Below are 21,443 nucleotides of genomic sequence, written 5' to 3' on the forward strand. Positions count from 1 at the left end.
CCGGGAGGTTGCTGCGACAAGTGGACAAAACCGGCCGCGGCGCCGCACGGCCCGTTCGACGCCGGTCAGGACGCGGCGCGGGCGGCCCGCCGCACCGCCGCGGACAGCCGCTGGGCCCGGCCCCCTGTCCTGCCCTCTTCGCTGCGGCGGGGCACATACCCGAACCCGAGGCCGTAGCCGGGATCCGCAAAGCCAAGGGCCGCGTTGGCGCCCTCGTGTCCGAACGCCAGATGACTGCCGAAGTTCCGTCCCGGCTGGGGTTTCATGAAGACCACGGCGAAGGCATTGTCCGAGCCGGAGCACCGGTCCAGTCCCCAGACCTGTTCCGCGGCCATGAGATCGATGGTGGCCGGGCTCAGGAACGCGGGACGGCCGTCCACCCCCGTTGTGGCGGCGGCATAGAGCCTGGCCAGCCCTTCGGCTGACCCCACGCCACCGGCGCTGCTCATTCCCGAGGCCCGCACAATGCGATGGTTGGGCAGCTCCATGATGGTGCTGACCGGCGCGTTACTGCCCAGGCCGTCGAGGCTGAGCGGATCCACCCACGGCTGGGCCGGGGCCGGATCGTAGAGCACCTCCCGGTATCGCGGTTCCTGGTCCTCGGGCAGGCCCAGGAAGAAGTCGATGCCCCACGGGTGGCGGATCCGCTGGTCGTAGAGTCCCTGGAGCGGCACCCCTGAGGTGCGCCGGCAAAGCTCCTCCATCAGGATCCCCATGGTCAGGGCGTGGTAGCCGAAGGCAGTGCCCGGGCGCCACAGCGGCGCCGAGGCCGCCAGCCGCCGAGCCGCGGCAGCCGTGGTGAACTCCGCCAGGGGAAAACCGCCGGCGACGCCGGGCAGCCCCGCCTGATGCGACAGGGCCTGCCGCACGGTGAGCCGGTCCTTGCCCTGGACGCCGAACTCCGGCCAATAGGACGCGACGGTCCGGTCCAGGTCGAGCCGGCCGTCCTGGACGAGGAGGGCGATGACAAACGCGGCGACTCCCTTGGAACAGGAATAGGTGCCCGTGATGTCGCCTGGCACCAAACCCGGGCCGCCGCACAGGTCCACCACCTTGGTGCCGCGGCAGTAGACGGACAGTTGCGCGCTGTAGCCCGGGTCATCGGACAGGAAAGAGTCGAAAAGCTCACGCACTTCAGCGAATTCGGGAGTGGCAAGACCAGCCGAGACGGACGGTGCTGAGGTGCCCACGGCTCCGGTGTCCGCGGAGCCGGTTGCCGTTCCCCACCCCGGCGCCGCGCCGGCCGCCGCCGGCATCAGGCTGCGCCGTGTCCCACGGCAACCTCTTCGCCGGCGCGGACCGGTCCGGGAGGCGTGCCGTCGCCGAACGGCCTGCCGCCCAACGCTTCGCGGCCGTGTTCCGAGAGCCAATTGCCCAGTTCAGGTCCGCGCGGGACCACGCCGGTGGGATTGATGTCCTCATGAACGATGTAGTAGTGCTCCTTGATCTGCACAAAGTCGGTGGTGTCACCGAACCCGGGCGTCTGGAACAAGTCGCGCGCGTAAGCCCACAGGACGGGCATCTCACTGAGTTTTTGCCGGTTGCACTTGAAGTGGCCGTGGTAGACGGCGTCGAAGCGGGCCAGCGTGGTGAACAGCCGGACGTCGGCCTCCGTGATGGTGTCGCCCACCAGGTAGCGTTGCCCGGCCAAGCGGTCTTCCAGCCAGTCCAGCGCCGTCCAGAGCCGATCATAGGCGGCGTTGTAGGCCTTCTGTGAACCGGCGAAGCCGCACCGGTAGACGCCGTTGTTCACCTCAGTGAAGACGCGCTTGTTGACGGCGTCGATCTCTTCCCGCAGGTGCTCCGGGTACAGCTCCGGTGCGCCGGCCCGATGATACTGCGCCCACTCGGTGGAAAAGTCGAGCGTGATTTGGGCGAAGTCGTTGGTGACTACCTGCCCGCTCGGGACGTCAACAATCGCCGGGACGGTAATCCCGCGGGGGTAGCCGGGGAAACGGCGGAAGTAGGCGTCCTGGATGCGCTCAATCCCGAGGATGGGGTCCCTGCCGTCGGGGTCGAGGTCGAAGGTCCAGGACCGGGCGTCGTGGGTGGGACCGGGCTGGCCGAGGGAGATGACCTCTTCCAGGCCGAGCAGCCGGCGCACGATCACCGTGCGGTTGGCCCACGGGCAGGCACGCGCCGCGATGAGGCGGTAACGGCCAGGTTCCACCGGCCAGCCGGTCTCGCCGTTGCTGCCGGGGCCGCCTCCGCGGGTGATCCGGTCCTCAATGTAGTTGGTGTCACGGGAAAATTCCTCGCCGCCGGTCACGTAGGCGCCCTTGGTGCTGAATCCCGGATCGTCGGTGTGGGTACTCTGGCTCATGCTCCCAGCCTAAGGCCGGGCAGTGAACGATCCCAGCAAGGCCGTGAACACCGGCGCCATGGGCTGCCAGGCAAACCACCAGGCACCGGCAACCACCGCGGCGAACAGCACAATCCACACCGCGGCCGGGACGGAGGTGGCCCGGGCCAGCAGGTAGGCGTCCGACGTCGGGAGCCTGTCGTGGTGCCGCAGATGGACGTTGCCCAGTTTGCCGAGGTCCCTGACGGCCGCGACCAGGAGCGCCAGGCCCAGAACGATCATCACGTGCCCGTTGAATACCGGCGGGACAAAGAGCACCAAGAGCGCCGAGGCCAGCACGGCGGCGGCGGTGATGAGGAGGCCGACGCCGTTGCGGAGGAACAGGAATGACGCCAGCAGGATCAGCGTGCCCACCGACATTGCGGCCGGGCCCCAGCCGTTGAAGCCGCACCAGACCATCGCTGCCCCAACGACGGCGGGCACGGGGTAACCCCAGAAGGTCGACCAGGCGGCGGAGAGCCGGCTCCTGCTGTAGGTCGTGGTGGTGCCGGAGTGGTCCAGGCCCAGCCGGATGCCGCCGAGCCGTTGGCCGGTGGTGAGGGCGGCAAAGGCGTGGCCGAGTTCGTGGGTCACGGTGGCGAGCAGACCAAAGTAGCGCCAAGTCAGGCGCGGCAGGGACACCGCGACTGCCAGCAGGATCACCGCAACGAGCTCGGTGCTGGTTACGTGCGGGCTGGGGGCGTGGGTGAATCCGGCAAGGATCCGCTCCCACCAGGTCACGGCGAGGTTCGGATCCACCTGCAGGCCGGGCCGGGTCATGCCCGGCCCGAGGCATGGTCGATGCAGTACGCGGTCCAGGGCCTGGCCTCCAGCCGGCCCTCGGGGATCGCGGCGCCGCACACGGCGCAGATCCCATAGGTCCCCTCTTCCATCCGGGCAAGGGCCGCATCGATTTGCACCAGGGAAGCCCTGCTCTGTTCCAGGAGCGCGGATGCCTGGGAGAGTTCGAAGGCGATCGTGCTGCCCTCGGGGTCGTGTTCATCGTCGACATTGGAGTCCCGGCGGGCGGCATTGACCGAGGTGATGTCTTCGCGGAGGGCGGGGAGGAGGGCAAGCTTCTGGCGACGTTCCTCGTGCAGCAGGATCCGGAACCGTTCGACGTCAACCATAGAGTGCAAGGCTAGCGCGGACGCTGTGGAGGCGCCTAAACGGGCCGAAAGAGCCGTCCGCCCCGGAAACACGCCCGCGTTCCTTTTGGGGGGCCCGGACCTGTCGCGTGCGGCCGCCGTGGAGGGACTCAAAGAACCAGTAGGTGCATCCCACATCCAAGGATGGGCGCCGGCGCGGAGGCAGCGTCTAGAGTGGGCGCATGGCGGACCAGACGCACCTCGAGAACACTGCAAACCCCGCACACCCCGAAAATCCTGAGAACCCTGGAAACACAGGGACACCTGGAAGTCCCGGGCACGCCGGGGACACCGACACCGACGCACTGTTGCGCGAACTCGCAGCGGCCCATGGCGTCGACACGAGCTACTGGGGCTGGGACGGGGTGGAGCGCTCCGTGGCCGCCGGAACACTCCGGGATGTGCTGGCGGCCCTCGGTGTCCCCGCCGACGGGCCAGAGGAGCAGCGACGCTCCCTGGCGGAGACACGCCTGGCACCGTGGCGGCGCATCCTGCCCCCGGTTCTTGTGGTGAGGGAGGGGCGGGAAACCAATGTGGATGTCCACGTTCCGCACGGAAGCAGCGTCCGCGTCTGGATCGACGCTGAGGACGGCAGCAGGCACGAGGTCACGCAGCGGGAGAACTGGGACGCGCCGGTTGGCGTCGACGGCGTCCTCACCGGGCGTGCGACGTTCACCGTTCCCGGCGACCTCGGCCTCGGCTGGCATACCCTGACCGCCGACGCCGAAGGCACCCTGGCGCAGTGTCCGCTGGTCGTAACGCCCGGTCAGCTCCGGGCCCCTGCCGCGCTCGCGGAACGCCGCACCTGGGGGCTGACCGCCCAGCTGTACTCCGTGCGGTCCTCCCGGTCGTGGGGGATTGGCGACTTTGCAGATCTCAGTGACCTCGCCGCGGTTGCCGGTGAGCAGGGGGCCGGCTTTGTGTTGGTCAATCCGCTGCATGCCGCCGAACCAGCGCCGCCGGTTGAAGACTCCCCGTACCTGCCGGCCACGCGGCGTTTTTTCCACCCGCTCTACCTGCGGGTGGAGGAAATCCCGGAATACGGCTATCTGGACGCTGCCGGCCGGACCGAGGTGGCACGCCTGGCTGAAGGCCTGCAGGCAGCCAACCGGTCCCGTGACCTCTTGGACCGCAACGCCAGCTACGCGGCAAAGCTCACGGCCTTGGAACTGGTGTTTGCCGTCCGCCGCGGTCCTGCCCGCACCCGGCAGTTCGCGGACTTCTGCGCCGAGCAGGGGCGGGGACTCCAGGACTTTGCGCTGTGGTGTGCGCTCGCCGAACAGCTCCCGCCGTCGGCGCCGGAATGGACCGGGGCGGCGGCATCCCCGGCGTCGCCGTACTGTGACGAGCAGCGTCCCAGGCTCGCAGCCAGAATCGAATTCCACTGCTGGCTCCAGTGGCTCTGCGACCAGCAGCTTGAGGCGGCCCAGCGCTCAGCGAGCGAGGCGGGTATGGGGATCGGGGTGGTCCATGACCTCGCCGTTGGCGTGAAACCTGGCGGTGCCGACGCCTGGACACTGTCCGGTGTTCTTGCCCGGGGCGTTTCGGTGGGTGCGCCTCCGGACATGTTCAACCAGCTGGGCCAGAACTGGTCCCAGCCGCCGTGGCATCCCGGCCGGCTCGCCGAAACGGGTTATGCCGCCTACCGCGACATGCTCCGGACCGTCCTGCGGCACGCCGGCGGGATTCGCGTGGACCATATCCTCGGCCTGTTCCGGTTGTGGTGGATCCCCGAGGGCGCCGGCCCGGAGAGCGGGACATACGTGCACTACGACTACGAGGCGCTCATCGGCATCCTGGCCCTCGAGGCGCAACGGGCCGGGGCGATCGTGATCGGCGAAGACCTGGGCGTGTTCGAGCCGTGGGTCCGCGGCTACCTGACGGAGCGGGGGATTTTCGGGACGTCCATCCTCTGGTTCGAGCACGACGCCGACGGCCCGATCCCGCCGGAACACTACCGCCAGCAGTGCCTGACCAGCGTCAACACCCACGATCTGCCCCCTACGGCGGGCTACCTTGCCGGTGAACACGTCACTTTGCGGGAGTCGCTCGGGCTGTTGCGGCGGCCCGTTGATGAGGAACGCGCCGAGGCCGCGGCCGAGCAGGATGCTGTGCTGGCCCAAGTCCGGGCTCGCGGCCTGCTGACGGAGACCGCCACTGATGTCCGGACTACGGTGGAGGCGCTGTACGCCTACACAGCACTTGCCCCCTCTGCGCTGCTGGGTGTGGCGCTCGTCGACGCCGTGGGGGAGACCCGGACCCAGAACCAGCCGGGCACCAGCACCCAATACCCAAACTGGCGCATCCCGCTGGCCGCTCCCGAGGGCGTGGTGCTGATCGATGACCTGCCGGGTCACGAACGGTTCCTGTCTCTGCTGGGCACCGTACGGTCGGCGCTCCATCCCGGGTCCTGAATGGGAGCCTGAGCTGGGGCCCAAAAACAGACCTGAGCCGGACCTGAGGCGGGGACCCGCGGACAGCGTTGGTCGTGCCGCCACTGGCCGCTAGCATGGTCCGATGACGCGGATCTGCCGGGGCTCGCTGGCCGGCGTTTGGGCGCTGGCGATGTTGTTGGTGGGGTGCACTCCGGTGCAACCCTTTCAGGCCGGCCCGCCCGCGGCCTCCCGATCCGCCCCTGCCGAGTCGGCTCCCGCCGAATCCACGCCACGGCCCTCCAGCAAGGACACGCCTCCCGCCGCGACCCCGCCGCCGTCGCCGTATTTCGCACAGCCGGCGCCGCACCCGGCCCCGGGGCAGCAAGGCAACGGCGGAATCCAGCACATTGTGGTCATGGTCCTGGAAAACAAGGCGGCCTCGGAGATCATGGGCGCCAGCGAAGCGGGCTACTTCAACAGACTGGCGGCGGAATTCTCAACGGCCGCCAACTACCGGGCGATCATGCACCCGAGCCTGCCGAACTACATTGCCCTGACGAGCGGAACAAACGCCGGGATTACCAGCGACTGCAAACCGAAGTCCTGCACGGCGGATGTGCGGTCCATCGCCGATGAAATCACACAGTCCGGGCGGACCTGGAAAATGTACGCCGAGGGCATGCCCGCGCCCTGTGCTTCGCGGGATTCCGGGGACTACGCGGTGAAGCACAATCCGTTCCTGTACTACCCAACGATTACCAACGACAAGGGCTCGTGCGCGGACCATGTTGTGCCGTACGACCGGCTGGACCAGGATCTGCAGTCGGCGTCGGCCCTGCCGGACTTCTCCTTCATCAGCCCGGACATGTGCAACGACACCCACGACTGTCCCATCAGCACCGGAGACCACTGGCTCTCCCCCGAGGTGCCCAGGATCCTCGGGTCGCCGGCCTTCACGACGCAGAACTCCCTGCTGGTGCTCACGTGGGATGAGGGCAGCGAAGAAGACAACCGGGTGGCGACGGTATTTGCCGGCCCGGCCGCGCGCAAAGGCTTCACGTCCCATGCCGCCTACTCGCACTACTCCTTGCTGCACACCATCGAGGACGTGTGGGGGCTGGCACCCCTGACCGACCACGTCCGCAATGCGCCCCTCATGAGCGAATTGCTCAACCACTAACGGCTGGCGGCGTTTCCCGGCCAATACACAGGAAGCACTGGCCATAATGGTCCCGAAGCTCCGGTCAACCGCTATTTGACCGGAGCTTCGCCACGTGCGCCCTGGCCAGCGCAGGCGCCGTGAAGGGGTTCCATTTGATAGGGGGCTTTGGGCACGGGCGGGCAGGCGTGCCGATTCCTAGAATGGAGTATGGCCGGCTCCGAAGTCATTGAGGTGGAACACAAGTACAGCCCTTCGGAAACCGACGCCCTCCCGCGACTGGGATCAATCCACGGGGTGGATCGCGTCGGGCAGCCCGGAAACGAACAGCTGGACGCCGTCTACTTTGACACCGAGGCACTGGCGCTGGCCGCGCAGCGGATCACACTGCGCCGCCGGTCCGGCGGTCCGGACGCGGGCTGGCACCTCAAACTCCCCGTCACCGCGGGGGAGCGGCGAGAAATAGGGGAGCCACTGGGCGGCGACAAGGATGCCGTGCCGGAGCTTTTGCGCCAGCTAGTGCTCGTTCACACCCGCAGCCACATGCTGGTGCCTGTGGCACGCATCAAGACCAACCGAACGTCCACCCCCTTGTACGCCGCCGACGGCGCGGTCCTGGCCCAGTTCAGCGACGACCACGTCGAGGCGCAATCCCTGCGAACCCTGGCGGAACCGTCGCGGTGGCGGGAGTGGGAAATTGAACTCGCCGACGGTCCCCGACAGCTGCTCCAGGACGCCGACACATTTCTCGCAGCAGGGGGAGTGCCCCTATCCTCCCTGCCGTCCAAGCTGGCCAAGGCGCTCGGATCCAGCTATCCGGGTGACACCGTTTCGGCTCCAACGCCGAGCCGGGACGGACCGGCCTCCGACGTCGCGCTGTCCTACATCTTCCAACAGGTACGCGCCCTGAAAATGCATGACCCTGGAGTCAGGGTCGACGCCCCGGACGCCGTGCATCAACTCCGGGTGGCCGCGCGCCGGTTACGGTCAGCGTTGGCGACCTTCCGGAAGCTCACAGACACGACGTCGGCCAAGGCGCTGCGCGCTGAACTGCAGTGGCTCGCCGGCGCCGTGGGACAGGCCCGGGACACTGAAGTCATCCGCGCCCGGCTGAAGGACATGATCAACGACGAACCGACGGAACTGTTGCTCGGTCCAGTTGCGCAGGAAATCGATGAACACCTCGGGACCGTCCAGCAACAGGGCCGTGCGGCAGGCTTGGCGGCGCTGGACAGCGACCGATACTTCGGCCTCCTCGATTCCCTCGACGCGTTCCTTGCGGCACCCCCGCTCAGCGCATCAGCACAAGAAGAAGCGCCGCAGACGGTTGGCCGGCTCGTCGCGGCCGAGCGAAAGCGCCTAAAGAACGCAGTCCGCGCCGTCGATAGTGCCACCGGACGGGGACCGCAGGATGTCGCACTTCATGAAGTTCGAAAGAACGCCAAGCGGCTGCGCTATGCCGCCGAGGCGGCGTCCCCGATTTTCGGTAAACAAGCAACTGCCCTGGCCCGGGCGGCCGAAACCATCCAGGAAGTACTTGGTGACTTCCAGGACAGCGTGGTCACCCGGGAAACACTGCTCGCACTCGCGGCGCAGTCTGCCGCCGGCGAAGGCAACGGATTCAGCTACGGACGCCTGCATGCGTTGGAGCAGCTGCGCGGCGATCAGGCCCGCGCGCGGTTCTACGCTGTGTGGCGAAAGTCCAGGCCGAAACCCCTGAACTGGCAATAGCGGCGACATCCCAGCGCGGCGAAGGAGAGAACCGCCCATGACGGAGCCCCGCACCAGCATTGCGGCCATATGGTCGGACGGACTCGGCCGCGCCAGCATCCGTTCCGTGCAGGCCCTCACGGTGGGCGCGCTCGCCTGGGCGATCATCTGGGCAGCGACCCGGATTCCGTTCGTCATCATCCCCGTCTTGATTGCCGTGATCCTGGCCGCCGCAATCTCCCCGCTGGTCCGCTGGCTCACAGGGCGCTCGTGGCCGCGTGCCCTCGCCGTCGTTGCCTCCTTTGTGGCCATCCTCGCCGTGGTCGGCGGCGTCATCACCGGCATCGTGATCCTTGTCTCCCGCCAGTGGGCCGAGCTCTCAGCGCGTGCCGCAGCCGGTGTTGACCAGCTGCACTCCTTCCTCAACACCGGACCTTTTCCCGTCAGCGACCAACAGATCACCGCAGCCATCGGCTCGGTGCGGGAGTTCTTCACCTCAAGCACTTTCGGTGCAGAAGCCCTCACGGGCGCACGCACCCTGGGGGAAATCTTCGCCGGCGCGGTGTTGATGGCTGTGACGCTCTTCTTCTTCCTCAAGGACGGGCCTGAGATCCGGACCTTTCTTATCGACTTCCTGCCCGGTGACCAACGCGCTAAGGCACGCCTTGCCGCGGACCGCAGCACCGTCGTCCTGGGCGGCTACGTCCGCGGCACCGCCATCGTCGCCGCGATCGACGGTCTCGTCGTCGGGCTCACCCTGGCCATCATGGGGGTACCTTTGGCCCTCCCGCTGGGCGTGTTCATCTTCATGGGTGGATTCATCCCGATCGTCGGCGCAACCGTCGCAGGCACCCTCGCCATCGCCGTCGCCCTAATCTCCAACGGCCCCATCCAGGCGCTGATCGTCCTCGCCGTCGTCATCGGCGTGAACCAGCTGGAACACCACTTCCTCCAGCCGGTCCTCATGGGCAAAGTGCTCAGCATCCACGGGCTGGCCATCTTGCTGGTCCTGGCCGCCGGCACCGTGCTGGCAGGCATCGTCGGAGCGCTGCTGGCCGTGCCGATCACCGCCGTGTCATGGACCATCCTCAAGACCTGGTCCGGCCGCGATCCGCTGGCCGAACCCGAAGAGCCGGCGGGGGAGGGGCAGCAATAGCGGGTGCCGGCCGTTGGTCCAGACTTCCAAGGCGGGCGCCGGTGCCCGGGGAGCCTGGACCAATGGACCGTCAGCCGTGGGCGAGGACCGTGTTGATCAGCTTGGTCAGTTCGGCTGACGCTTGCTGGGTGACTGCTGGCCCTGTTTTTACGGCAGTCGCGGCAAGGTTGCCTTTGATGCCGGTAACGGTCAGAGCAGTTTGGGCCTGGCCTGTGACCAGGTGCTGCTTGGTGAGTGCCGCAAACGAGACATCCCCGTTGGTCTCGGCAGCAACAGGCGTGGTTTCTGTGGTGATTTTCTGGCCGGCCGCTTCGATCGTGAAAGTCTTGCACTTCGCTGCCGAGGCTTGGGATGCGTTCAGTTGTTCGGTCATGGTTTGGGCGTCCTTGAGGGCAATGACCGTAACCACAGTTGCCGTTTTATCGGTTGCCGAGATCGAAGTGGCGCCCGCGTAGGTGCTGCCGTCCGGAATCTGGGCGTTGCTGTCAGCGAAGGACTTGCAGGCCACTGGAGTGAATACGGCTGTCTTGAGCACTTCCTTGGCTTTGAGGATGCCCTGGTCGATTTGTGCTGACGGGACCACGGTCAGCGGCTTGCCCTGGGCATCCCTCAGCGTCGTCAGCAGACCGCTCAGGTCCGCATTGCTGAACGTCTTCATCGGAGTCGCCGTGGGAGTGGCCGTCTGAGCTGCCGCCGCCGTCACGGCGGACGTTGCCGTCGTGGTGCCAGTGCCGGAGCCGGCCCCGCAGCCGGTAAGGGCAATGAATGCGACCAGGATGACGGCCGGCGGTGTGATTCTTCGCTGCATGGGTGTCCACCTTCTCGGTTTACCGGTCCGCCTCCCGGTCTTGGGCGGCGCGCTCCGGTACCGACCAGCCAGGGTGCCCCTGTAAGGACCCGGCCGATGCGGCCTGTAGCTACTCGCCGGATAGGGGCGCGAGGGGTGGTGTCTGTCGGCAGCCCGTGGTGACGGCACGCCGGTGCAACGTTCCCCCTCGCGCACCGCTCCCAGACGCGATGGGGTCAGGCTACAGCCCGGGTCGGCCGCACAACAGAGAGTAAGCTACCTGTTTTCTTGATACCGCAGCGGGACTGTTTCCGGGCATAAGAGACCGCGCCGGCATTCACGGACCCGGTTCTGCGTGCACTGGCGACGCTACCGGGGGCGCCGAGTCTGGGGCGTCGGCGGTAACTTCTCATTCCTGGCCGTTTCACCCTCCGCGTGGGTGAAGCCGGAGCGAGGTTGGGTGAGGACAGAAAAAAACCCCTGGAATCCTTGGATTCCAGGGGTTTTCCCTTGTGCGCGGAGGGGGACTTGAACCCCCACCCCCTTTCGAGGACTAGCACCTCAAGCTAGCGCGTCTGCCATTCCGCCACCCGCGCAGGTGGTAATTCCGGGAACTTTTCGCCTCTCAGCGTTTTGCTTTTCTCGGAAGCAGCGAGAAAGACTCTAGCACGACTTTTCCGGAAACAAATAATCGGGGCTTTGCCGGGGGGTGTGGGTAGGCTGAAGCCAGCAATTGAGCCACCCGCCAAGAGGAGCCGCAATGACTGACAACCGGACCGAACCCAGGCCCGAGGACGAAGTCGTCAGGATCTGCCAAGAGCTGATCCGCATCGACACATCCAACTACGGTGACGGCTCCGGCCCCGGTGAACGCGCGGCCGCCGAATACACCGCCGGGCTCATGGCGGAAGTCGGGCTGGAGGCCGAAATCTTTGAGGCCGCCCCCGGCCGCGCCAGCGTGGTGACCCGGCTGGCAGGGGAGGACCCCTCGGCCAGCGCCCTGGTGGTCCACGGCCACTTGGACGTCGTCCCGGCCCTCCGCGAGCAGTGGTCGGTCGACCCCTTCGGCGCCGAGCTGAAAGACGGCCTGATCTGGGGACGGGGCGCCGTGGACATGAAGGACATGGACGCCATGATCCTGTCCGTGCTGCGCAACTTCGCCCGCACGGGACGCAAACCCAAGCGGGACCTCATCTTCGCGTTCTTCGCCGACGAGGAAGCCGGCGGCACTTACGGCGCCCGCTACGCCGTCGACAAGCGGCCCGAACTCTTTGAGGGAGCCACCGAAGCGATCTCCGAGGTCGGCGGCTTTTCCGCCACGATCGGCGGGCAGCGCACCTATCTGCTCCAAACCGCCGAAAAGGGCCTCTCCTGGCTCCGCCTTGTCGCCCACGGCCGCGCGGGCCACGGCTCCCAGATCAACACCGACAACGCGGTGACCAGGCTTGCCGGTGCGGTCTCCCGGATTGGCGCCTACAACTGGCCGATTGAGCTCACGCCGACCACCCGGCAGTTCCTCGACGGTGTCACCGAACTGACCGGGGTCGAATTCGATCCCGACGATCCGGACAAGATCCTGAAGGAACTCGGCACCGTGGCCCGCTTTGTCGGCGCCACACTGCAGAACACCACCAACCCCACCCTGCTCAAGGGCGGCTACAAGCACAACGTCATTCCGGAATCGGCCGAGGCACTCATCGACTGCCGGACCCTGCCGGGGCAGGAGGAGCAGGTCCTGGAGATCGTCCGGGAGCTCGCGGGCACCGGGGTGGACATCAGCTACGTGCACAATGATGTCTCCCTGGAGGTGCCCTTCGCCGGCAACCTCGTCGATTCGATGATCGATGCCCTGCATTCCGAGGACCCGGGCGCCAAGGTGTTGCCGTACACGCTGTCCGGTGGGACCGACAACAAGTCCCTCAGCCGGCTGGGCATCACCGGCTATGGCTTCGCCCCATTGATGCTTCCGGACGAACTCGACTTCACCGGCATGTTCCACGGCGTCGACGAACGCGTCCCGGCGGATTCCCTGAAATTCGGCGCGCGGGTGCTGGACACCCTGCTCACCAACTACTGAGCGGACACCCGGCCATGACGCCCGAAGACATTCTCACCGGGCCGCTGCTGGAACGGATCCGGGGCCGCGCCGCCGGGTACGACCGCGACAACGCCTTCTTCCATGAGGACCTTGCGGACCTTCAGGCGGCCGGCTACCTGAAGATCTTTGTCCCCGCGGTCGACGGCGGCCTCGGACTCGGGCTGACGGAGGCGGCACAGCTGCAGACCCTGCTGGCAACGGCGGCGCCAGCCACCGCACTGGCGGTCAACATGCACCTGGTGTGGACCGGCGTCGCGCACGTGCTGGCCGCCCGGGGTGACTCCTCTCTCGATTTCATCCTCCAGGAAGCCGCCCGGGGAGAGGTCTTTGCCTTCGGCAATTCGGAAGCCGGCAACGACTCCGTGCTGTTCGACTCACGCACTGAGGCCGTCCCGCTGCCCGACGGCAGCTACAGCTTCACCGGGCGCAAGATCTTCACAAGCCTGTCACCGGCATGGACCCGGCTGGGGATCTTCGGGAAGGACTCCTCGGCCCATGACGGCGCCGGGGAACTGGTCCACGGATTCATCACCCGGGCAACGCCCGGGTACACGATCCTGCCGGACTGGGACACGCTCGGCATGCGGGCCAGCCAGTCCAACACGACCCTCCTGGACGGCGCCGTCGTGCCGGCGGAACGGATCTTCCGGAAACTGCCGGTGGGCCCGAACGCCGACCCCCTGATCTTCGCGATCTTCGCCTGCTTCGAAACCCTGTTAGCAGCCGTGTATACGGGCATCGGCGAACGGGCCCTCGTGCTCGGGGTGGAGGCGGTGAAGCGCCGGACATCGTTCAAGAACGGCGGCCGCAGCTACGCCCAGGACCCTGACACCCGCTGGAAGGTGGCAGAGGCGGCGATGGCCATGGATGCGCTCTACCCGCAGCTGTCCCGCCTGGCGGCCGACGTCGACGAGCTCGTGGACCACGGCAGCCAATGGTTCCCCCGGCTCGCGGGCCTCAAGGTCCGGGCTACGGAAACGGCGCGCGCCGTGGTGGATCTCGCGATCCGGGTATCCGGAGGATCCAGCTACTTCCGTGGCTCTGAGCTGGAGCGGTTGTACCGGGATGTGCTGGCCGGCATATTTCACCCGTCAGATGACGAGTCGGCGCACAATACCGTGGCGAACGCCTGGCTGGGCCCGCTGGACACGCCCTAGCCGGCACCGGACGCCGCGGCGAATGGTGCCCCTTCCGGCCGATGCCCGTGGCAACGTTGCGGGGGAGTCCTAGACGGTGCGCTGGACCTGGATGACTTTCCGGCGCAACCAGAAGCGCCGCCCGCCGCCCACGTAGAGGCGGCTGCGTTCCAGTTCCCACTTGCCGTACTCGGAATGCTCCACGAGCCGGCGGCGGGCCTCGGGCAGGGAATCCTCAGGGCCGACCGTCAGAACGAGGTACTCGTACTGCTTGACATAGTCCCGTTCCCGCCGGACCGAGCTGCTCAGAAAATGTTCTTTCATTGCTCTCCATTTTCGTCCTTTTCCGACTAACGTGAAGTCATGAGCATCGATCCGCGTGTCGCGCTTCAGTCACTGACCTCTGCGTTGGAAGAACACCTGGCGGCGGCCTCCGCCCGCAGAAGTGACGGGGATCCCGCGGTCGAAGCGGCGTTCTTCGCCGTTGCTGACGCCTTTGAAGTCTACGACGACGCCCTGTACGAGGCGTATGGGGAAGTGACGCCCCTCCAAGTCATCGATGAGGACGACGACGACGACGATGACGATATCGACGACGAAGAGGACCTTGAAATCCTGCAGAACTCAGAGAGCTGACCACGGCTCTGGGAACTGACTGATCCCGGAAGTCCGGGGGCTCCGCAACCCCCCTTGCCCGGCCCCAGGCCGGCTATGGCCCCCTGCAGACCGACGAGTGACCTTACGTTGCGTTGCCCCTTCCTGCGCAGATATTTGAAGGCCTCCGGCAGACCGACTTCACCGGAACTCCCCAGCTTTCGGGAGTATTCTGTCGGCGTTGGTCCCCGGGGACGCCGAACGATCCCGGTCGGCTTCGGAGCGGTTGACAGTCGATCCATGTCCCGGGTTTGTCCGATGTCGGAGGTTTGTCGTTGCCTGCACCATGGCGCACTGTGAACCTGCCCGGGACCCGTGTTAGCGACGTCCCCTCGGTAAACCTCGCCGTTGCCTTGGTCCCCACGGACGGATCCTCTGCGGCCGGGAACCGTGTCCGGCGGAGACGGCCTGTCCGGTTCTTGGGGCGGCTGGCGCGGAGCATCATCAGGATCCCGCTGGCTCTGTCCCTTGCCGTCGTGATGTGGACGGTTGGAGTCGTTACCGGCTCCGTGATTTCAGGACCTCCTCCCGGGCTCGGGTCAGCCCTGTCTGTAAGCCCAGATCTGCTGTTGCGCGGCCAGTGGGGGCCGCTGTTGACCTCCTTGCTATTCCCCGGACCGCTCGCCTCCTACGTCCTGGCAACCGCCGTGATCCTGGGGTGCGTCGGCCTGGCGGAAGTCACCATGGGATGGGGTCGGACCGCCGTCGCGTTCGTGGGCGGGCACTTCGGCGCACTGCTCCTGTATTTTGCAGTGGTCTGGACCGGTGCGGCCATGGGCAGCGAATGGCTGGCCACGCTGCGTCACCCGGCGCCGCTGGGGCCCTACGCTGCGTCTCTGGCCGCTGTCATGGCAGCAAGCCCGCGGATCAGCGCTCTCTGGCGCCGGAGGATCCGGTCCGTGAGCATCTCCGTGACGGTGATGCTGCTGTTGTATATCGGGCATCCGCAGAACCTTGACAGCCTGCTCGGAGTCGCGTGCGGACTCGGCATCGGCGCCGTGATGGGCGGCCGGCACGGAGGCCGCCACTTTGTCCATTCCACAAGCCGGGAAGTCAGGGCGCTCCTGTCAATGGTGGTGGCGGTTTTTGCCGCAGGCCCGGTCCTGGCCAGCCTGGCGAAGGTGCCCACCGGGCCGCTGGCGGTCCTCAGGAACTTGGTTGTCAACCCCATCCCCACGATCAACGATTTGCAGGCGAACTGCTCAGCAGCCGTCGACCTTTCCTGCCTTCAGATCATTCAGAGCCCGGGATTACGCGGGCCTGGCGGCGAAGCCCTCTCGCTGGTTCCCCTGGTCCTGCTTCTGGTCTGCGCGGAAGGGCTCCGCCGGGGAAACCGGGCTGCCCTGTGGGTGGCCATGTCGGTCCAGCTGGTGATCGGTGTTCTCTCCGCAATTTACTTGCAGCTCTTCGCCCAGTTCGGGACCTCTCTGCGGAGTGGGTCACGGGTACTCTCCGTGGACTCGGGCATCGCGGAAGTTCTTCCGGTGGTTTTGGTGCCCCTGCTCATCGCGGCTGCCCTGTTTGGGGCCCGCAGACACTTCAACGTCGACGCCGATCCGGTTCTGGGCCGCCGCTCACTGCTCCTGCTGGCCAGTGTCTTCGCGGTGTTTGTCACTGGGTACGTGGTGGCATGGTTCGCCGAGGACAACTACTACCACCGGGCCGGCCTGCTTGCCCTCTTGGCCACCCTGCCGAAGATGTTCCTGCCGTACCCGTTTTCCTTCCGGTACTCGGTGTCGGTATACCCGCATGGCGTGTGGTCGCCCCTGATCTTCAGCTACGGTGGCGCCGCGTTCTGGCTGATCTGCCTCATCAGCATCCTCGCCATGTTCGTCAGCCGCCACCTCCGGGACCTCCGGGCAGACAGCGGCATCTCCCTGGCCCGACGGCTGGTACGGCAGGGCGGCGGCTCGCTGTCCTGGATGGCCCTTTGGCCCAACAACCGGTACTGGTTCAACAGCGCGGAGACCGTGGGCATCGGCTACCAGATCCACTACAATGTGGCCCTGACGGTTGGCGGACCCTTCGGCGAACCCGAAGATTTCGAGAAGGCCATTGAGGAGTTCACCGCCTTCTGCGCCGAGCAGTCGCTCTCCCCGTGCTGGTACTCCGTCACCGATGAGCACTGGACCCTGTTGCGGGACCTTGGATTTAACCGCGTGAGGGTGGCCGAGGAGACCCTGCTACCGCTAGGCAACGTCGAATTCAAGGGCAAGGAATGGCAGGGAGTCCGCACGGCCCTCAACAAGGCCCGAAAACTGTCCGTGGAGGCCCAGTGGTCCACCTACGCCGAGCTCACGGGAACGTTGCGAACCCAGGTCCACGAAATCTCCGAAGAGTGGGTCTCGGAAAAGACCTTGCCGGAGTTGGGATTCACCCTGGGCGGCATCGAGGAACTCAAGGATGAGAACGTGCTGCTGTGCCTGGCCGTGGATTCGGCGGGAAAGGTTCACGGCGTGACCAGTTGGCTCCCGGTGTTCAAGAATGGTGACGTCACAGGGCGCACGCTCGATTTCATGCGGCGAAGCCCGGACGGCTTCAAAGGCGTGATGGAATTCCTTATTGCCTCCGCGGTTCTCCACTTAAACGGCACCATGGAGGAAATTTCCCTGTCCGGGTCTCCGCTGGCGCCGGTCCGTGACGGCGAGGCGGCGAGCGGACCGTCAGACGGCGCAGCGGTCGGCCGGTTCCTGGACTGGCTGGGCGCGGCCTTGGAACCCGTTTATGGATTCCGGTCCCTGGCCGCCTTCAAGCAGCGCTTCAACCCGCGCCGCCGGACGCTGTACATGGTGTACCACGACCCCTTGGCGCTACCGGTCATCGGACGTGCGCTCACCGAGGCCTACATGCCCACCATGTCCATCCGGCACACGGCCCGGCTGCTGCGCGGAGTCATCGGCTGAGCAAATGAAACCAGTGGCGTGAATCGAGGCGACGATAGGCGTGAACGGCTACCTCCCTGACCGCAGAGCCGTGATCCGTGCTGGGATCGCCGGACTGGCTTGGGTCGCCGCAGAGGCCGCATCGAGTGAGCGTTGGCTTCGCATACCCTTAGGCCCAGCACCCGCGGCATCGGCCCCGCGGGGCACGCCCGAACCGGAGGCTGGGTTTAACACGGCCGGGGAGAACCGGCTGCCCGGCACCCCGTGGAGGGATGTCGAATCGAATTGGTCGGCCACCCCCACGCTGGAAGGGTTCCTGGGGCAGCATGCATCCACCGCGCGACGGCGCATCGTGGACGTCTATGTCAACTCCACCCTGCGCAGTATCCGGATCAAGGCCTATCGGATCGGGCACTATGCCGGGGCGGGCCAGCGCCTGGTGTGGACGTCCGCATCAGTGCCGGTCTGGCGGCAGCAGCCCTCCACCTTTGACTGGGTGACAGGGATGGTTTCCTGCGATTGGCGCGTAACGACGTCGATCAACACGACCGGATGGCCCGAGGGGTTGTACTACCTGGTGCTGACCGGCGGTTCCGGGCGGGACCACATGATCCCGCTCGTCGTTGAGTCGACGTCCGTGGTGGGTAAGTCTGTGCTGGTTTTTAACGACTGCACCATGCAGGCGTACAACAAATGGGGCGGGTATTCGCTCTACACAGGACCGAATCATGGATCGGCTGACCGGTCCTACAAAGTCTCCTTTGACCGGCCGTATCTGAACTTCCAAGAGGTTGGGCGTCATGATGCTCCGCTGATCCGGGCCGCGGAGGCCATCGAAGATACCGAGCTCAACTTCGCGTACACCACCGAGGCGAGGATCAGCGCAAACCCGGGCCTCGTGCGCGGCGCCGCAGCCGTGATTTTCTCAGCCCATTCGGAATATTGGTCGCCGGAACTCCGCCGTAACGTCGAGGGCGCCAGGGACACGGGCAGCAACATTGTCTTTTTCGGCGCGAACAACGTCTATTGGCGTACTCGGCTCGAGGCTTCCTACACAGGGGAGGACCGCGTCCTGGTCTGCTACCGCAAGGCTCGGCTGGATCCTGACCGCCTGAGCCACCCCGATGCCACGACCACGCAGTGGCGCCAGGAGCCCGACCCCGACCCGGAATCGACACTGACGGGCTCGGTTTACGGCAACCTCGACGTCACGGGAATGTTCACCGTGACAGATCCCGGCTTCTTCGCCTTCGCTGGCACCGGTGCTGCCCGGGGCGACACCTACGCAGGTCTTACTGGCGGTGAAATTGACCGGCTTTACCCGACGGCAAAGCAGCCTGCATTTGCCCACGCCAGAAACCTCCTGATCTTTGCCCATTCCCCGGCAGTCGGGGCGCATGCCTCCCACGACTGGTCAGATTCGACCTTCTATACGGCCCGGTCCGGCGCGGGTGTGCTGGACATGGGCACCCTTAACTGGCTCCAGGCCCAGACTGATGAAGCTGTCCCGGCCCGCTCCCGGACCTTCGCCTTCCAAGTCACACAGAATATTATCCGCGCAGCGGCGCGCGGGCCTCTCGGCCACCGTCTCATGGCCATCTCGGGGTCCGCACGCAGGCTCAGCCGGTGACAGCGGCCGACGATACCAGGGGATACGCGGCTTGGCTGGCGACGCCGAGGCGGGTCATGAGCCAGTCCATGTTGTTCTCCACGCCGTATCTCCAGGCCGGCCACGCGTGCCCGCCGGGTGCATCCTGGAGTTGGACGTTGATACCTGCCTGCTTCATGCCCTGGTAGACCTGGTTTCCCTGGGGGCGGTAGAACTGATCGTCGGTGCCGACGGTGATGATGCCGGCGGTGAACGGATATTTCCGGGACTTGATGACATCGAGGGCGTTCTGCTTCTGGAACTCAGCGGCGCTGCCACCGAAGTACTGCTGCAGGAGAACCTGGTGGCCCTGCCTGATGGTCGGCTGGCTTTCGCCCGAGCTGTCGATGAAAGTGGGGTAGGCCCGGGGGTAATTCATGGCCAGCTGCATGGCGCACGTCCCGCCGTAGGAGAAGCCTCCGACGGCCCACTGGCTGCTGGAGTGGGTGCCTGCCCCGAAGGTCGCTTTGACCCAGTTGGGGACGTCCTGGCTCAGGTATGTTCCGGCCTGCCCCTGCCTGGTGTTCATGCAGAGAGGCGGGTAACTGGCCCACTTCCCGCCGGCGTCGGGCATCACAACCACCGGCGCCAGGCCCTTGTGTGAGGCTGCATAGTCGTCCATGAACTGCCCGATCCGGCCGTTGCGGATCCAGTCGCTGGTCCCGCCCGGGACGCCGTGAATGAGCACCAGGACCGGAAGATTGGCCCGCGGCGTGGCGAGGTATGCCGGGGGCAGGTACACGAAGGCGGCCGAGGAGGCCTGATGGGAGATGGGCGCCGGGATGAACGCACTGACCACCATCCCCTGGTTCGGCATGCCCTCCGGCGGGGTCCAGTTCGCGAGAGTGGTGGGGGAGTCGCTCCGCTTTGTCTTTGGTACAGGGTCGCGGCCTTCCTGGCTTTTGAACTGCTCCAGGCTTTCCATTTTGACGCCGGTGTCCCCAAAGACTGAGCCCAGGGTGGGGTAGTAGTCGAAGTTCTGGTTGATCAGCGACCCCGAGGCCAGGACGACGACGAGAGCGGCAGGCACCACGGCGATGCGCGCCGGCACCGGGCGCAGATCTAGGATCTTGGGCACGACCAGGAGCAGGGCCAGGATGCCGACGCCGGCATAGGCGTAGACGCGTTTCGGCAGCGGGGAACCCCATAGGTTCCACACCTGCTCCGAAAACAGCCACACCAGGATGCACAGAAGGCCGGCGACCACTGCCGCGGCCGGAACCCAGCGGGACAGATGCCGGCGGCGCCCCCAAACGAGCCAGGCGAGGGCCGCCGCCGCCAAGATATAGAGAACCCCAGGCACGACGCCGGTGGTAATCGCGAGGTTCTGAAGGTTCATGGGCCAAGAATAAGGGAGCAAGCCGTGAATAAGCCCGGAAAAGCCCGAACGCTACCCCGGCCTCAGGCCGGGTCGGACACGTCTTCGAGCGCCTGCGCGATCTCCGGCGGGAGCGGCGCGAGGGCCGAATCCAGGATCTCCTTGAGCTGAACCGGTGTCCGGGGCCCGACCACCGCGGTTGCCACCCCCTGCTGGGACAGGAGCCAGCTCAGCGACACATCCAGGGGCGTCCGGCCGAGCCCCTTCGCCGCCATGGCGACGGCCTCCACCACGCTTGACGCCGGCCCCTCAAGATACGGTTCCACGTACGTGGCGAGCCGCTGGTTGGCGGCGCGGGAATCCCCAGGGATGTGCCCGCGGTATTTTCCGCTCAGGACACCGCGGCCGATCGGACCCCAGGCCATCAGGCCCAGGCCCGCGTCCTCGATGGCCGGAATCAGCTCAATCTCCGCGCTGCGCTGCAGGAGCGAGTATTCGGACTGGTTGGCCACGAGGGGAAAGCCCGCTATGGCCGCGGCTTTGGCTGTCTGCCAGCCGTTGAAATTGGAGACACCGGCGTAACGCGCCCGGCCGGACCGCACGGCGTGGTCCAGCGCAGACAGGGTCTCCTCCAGCGGCACATTCGCATCCCAGGCGTGGGCGAACCAGAGATCCACGTAGTCGGTTCCCAGGCGGGCAAGGCTCGCGTCAAGCCCGGAGAGCATGCCATTGCGCGACGTGTCGACGCTGCGCCGCCCGTCCGCCGTCGTCAGTCCGGCCTTAGTGGAAATCACCACTTCGGAACGGGCCACGACGTCGCCCAGCATTCCGCCGAGCATCGCCTCGGCCTGACCGTCGGCGTAGGACGCCGCAGTGTCGATCAGGGTTCCGCCGGCATCGACGAAGGACCGCACGAGGGCGGCGGCATCCTGTTCCTCGGTTTCCCGGGCCCAGGACATGGTGCCAAGGGATAGGGCGGACACGCGCAACCCACTGTTGCCGACATAACGCTGCTGCATGCCAGCAAGCTT

At 66.5% G+C, this 21,443-nt stretch carries 17 protein-coding genes and 1 tRNA gene; 9 read left to right on the forward strand and 9 right to left on the reverse strand.

Annotated features, from left to right (window positions below; translation table 11 throughout):
• Nucleotides 1–65: 65 nt before the first annotated feature.
• The 4 genes from AC1DKQ_RS04430 to AC1DKQ_RS04445 all read right to left on the reverse strand — a co-directional run bounded on the left by AC1DKQ_RS04430 (nucleotide 66) and on the right by AC1DKQ_RS04445 (nucleotide 3,471).
• Entirely contained in the window at nucleotides 66–1,190 is a 1,125-nt protein-coding gene (locus AC1DKQ_RS04430; protein ID WP_476918318.1) for a serine hydrolase domain-containing protein, read from the reverse strand.
• A gap of 65 nt (nucleotides 1,191–1,255) precedes the next feature.
• Nucleotides 1,256–2,323: a glutathione S-transferase family protein gene (locus AC1DKQ_RS04435; RefSeq protein ID WP_476918319.1), complete on the reverse strand. Its 1,068-nt coding sequence runs from the start codon at nucleotides 2,321–2,323 to the stop codon at nucleotides 1,256–1,258.
• A gap of 9 nt (nucleotides 2,324–2,332) precedes the next feature.
• Entirely contained in the window at nucleotides 2,333–3,121 is a 789-nt protein-coding gene (locus AC1DKQ_RS04440; protein ID WP_476883357.1) for a M50 family metallopeptidase, read from the reverse strand.
• Complete coding sequence (locus AC1DKQ_RS04445; protein ID WP_476883358.1) at nucleotides 3,118–3,471, reverse strand: TraR/DksA family transcriptional regulator; 354 nt, start codon at nucleotides 3,469–3,471, stop codon at nucleotides 3,118–3,120. Before AC1DKQ_RS04445 ends, AC1DKQ_RS04440 begins: the two co-directional genes overlap by 4 nt.
• A gap of 200 nt (nucleotides 3,472–3,671) precedes the next feature.
• Here AC1DKQ_RS04445 and malQ point away from each other — a divergent pair, with 200 nt between their 5' ends.
• The 4 genes from malQ to AC1DKQ_RS04465 all read left to right on the forward strand — a co-directional run bounded on the left by malQ (nucleotide 3,672) and on the right by AC1DKQ_RS04465 (nucleotide 9,889).
• Nucleotides 3,672–5,903: a 4-alpha-glucanotransferase gene (malQ, locus tag AC1DKQ_RS04450; protein ID WP_476918320.1), complete on the forward strand. Its 2,232-nt coding sequence runs from the start codon at nucleotides 3,672–3,674 to the stop codon at nucleotides 5,901–5,903.
• Nucleotides 5,904–6,006: 103 nt separating this feature from the next.
• Complete coding sequence (locus AC1DKQ_RS04455; protein WP_476918321.1) at nucleotides 6,007–7,044, forward strand: alkaline phosphatase family protein; 1,038 nt, start codon at nucleotides 6,007–6,009, stop codon at nucleotides 7,042–7,044.
• A 189-nt stretch (nucleotides 7,045–7,233) separates the two neighbouring features.
• Nucleotides 7,234–8,754: a CYTH and CHAD domain-containing protein gene (locus AC1DKQ_RS04460; protein ID WP_476918322.1), complete on the forward strand. Its 1,521-nt coding sequence runs from the start codon at nucleotides 7,234–7,236 to the stop codon at nucleotides 8,752–8,754.
• A 37-nt stretch (nucleotides 8,755–8,791) separates the two neighbouring features.
• Nucleotides 8,792–9,889, forward strand: coding sequence for an AI-2E family transporter (locus AC1DKQ_RS04465; protein WP_476918323.1), 1,098 nt, complete (start codon nucleotides 8,792–8,794; stop codon nucleotides 9,887–9,889).
• A gap of 70 nt (nucleotides 9,890–9,959) precedes the next feature.
• On the opposite strand, the gene AC1DKQ_RS04470 is transcribed toward AC1DKQ_RS04465, so the two are convergent.
• Both AC1DKQ_RS04470 and AC1DKQ_RS04475 read right to left on the reverse strand, forming a co-directional pair.
• Complete coding sequence (locus AC1DKQ_RS04470) at nucleotides 9,960–10,697, reverse strand: hypothetical protein (RefSeq protein ID WP_476918324.1); 738 nt, start codon at nucleotides 10,695–10,697, stop codon at nucleotides 9,960–9,962.
• 492 nt (nucleotides 10,698–11,189) lie between these two features.
• A tRNA-Leu gene (locus AC1DKQ_RS04475) sits at nucleotides 11,190–11,272 on the reverse strand.
• A gap of 164 nt (nucleotides 11,273–11,436) precedes the next feature.
• Between AC1DKQ_RS04475 and AC1DKQ_RS04480 the strand changes: the two genes are divergently transcribed.
• A complete protein-coding gene (locus AC1DKQ_RS04480; RefSeq protein ID WP_441408647.1) occupies nucleotides 11,437–12,753 on the forward strand; it encodes a M20/M25/M40 family metallo-hydrolase in 1,317 nt (438 codons plus the stop codon).
• 14 nt (nucleotides 12,754–12,767) lie between these two features.
• Nucleotides 12,768–13,931, forward strand: a complete 1,164-nt coding sequence (locus AC1DKQ_RS04485) for an acyl-CoA dehydrogenase family protein (protein WP_476918325.1) — start codon at nucleotides 12,768–12,770, stop codon at nucleotides 13,929–13,931.
• 69 nt (nucleotides 13,932–14,000) lie between these two features.
• Here the strand turns inward: AC1DKQ_RS04485 and AC1DKQ_RS04490 are convergent, their stop codons facing one another.
• The gene (locus AC1DKQ_RS04490) at nucleotides 14,001–14,234 is read right to left on the reverse strand and encodes a DUF5703 family protein (protein ID WP_018772920.1); all 234 of its coding nucleotides are present in this window, start codon (nucleotides 14,232–14,234) and stop codon (nucleotides 14,001–14,003) included.
• A 39-nt stretch (nucleotides 14,235–14,273) separates the two neighbouring features.
• On the opposite strand from AC1DKQ_RS04490, the gene AC1DKQ_RS04495 reads away from it, so the two are divergent.
• The 3 genes from AC1DKQ_RS04495 (at nucleotide 14,274) to AC1DKQ_RS04505 (ending at nucleotide 19,076) form a co-directional block, all read left to right on the forward strand.
• The gene (locus AC1DKQ_RS04495; protein WP_476883365.1) at nucleotides 14,274–14,546 is read left to right on the forward strand and encodes a hypothetical protein; all 273 of its coding nucleotides are present in this window, start codon (nucleotides 14,274–14,276) and stop codon (nucleotides 14,544–14,546) included.
• A gap of 611 nt (nucleotides 14,547–15,157) precedes the next feature.
• Entirely contained in the window at nucleotides 15,158–17,467 is a 2,310-nt protein-coding gene (locus AC1DKQ_RS04500) for a bifunctional lysylphosphatidylglycerol flippase/synthetase MprF (protein ID WP_476918326.1), read from the forward strand.
• Between the two features lie 331 nt (nucleotides 17,468–17,798).
• Nucleotides 17,799–19,076, forward strand: coding sequence for a N,N-dimethylformamidase beta subunit family domain-containing protein (locus tag AC1DKQ_RS04505; RefSeq protein ID WP_476918327.1), 1,278 nt, complete (start codon nucleotides 17,799–17,801; stop codon nucleotides 19,074–19,076).
• On the opposite strand, the gene AC1DKQ_RS04510 is transcribed toward AC1DKQ_RS04505, so the two are convergent.
• A complete protein-coding gene (locus AC1DKQ_RS04510; RefSeq protein ID WP_476918328.1) occupies nucleotides 19,066–20,433 on the reverse strand; it encodes an alpha/beta hydrolase in 1,368 nt (455 codons plus the stop codon). The two genes, AC1DKQ_RS04505 and AC1DKQ_RS04510, sit on opposite strands and share 11 nt — an antisense overlap.
• A 62-nt stretch (nucleotides 20,434–20,495) precedes the next feature.
• Entirely contained in the window at nucleotides 20,496–21,431 is a 936-nt protein-coding gene (locus AC1DKQ_RS04515; RefSeq protein ID WP_277526973.1) for an aldo/keto reductase, read from the reverse strand.
• Between the last annotated feature and the right edge of the window lie 12 nt (nucleotides 21,432–21,443).

This window comes from Arthrobacter sp. 05L421, assembly GCF_056397785.1.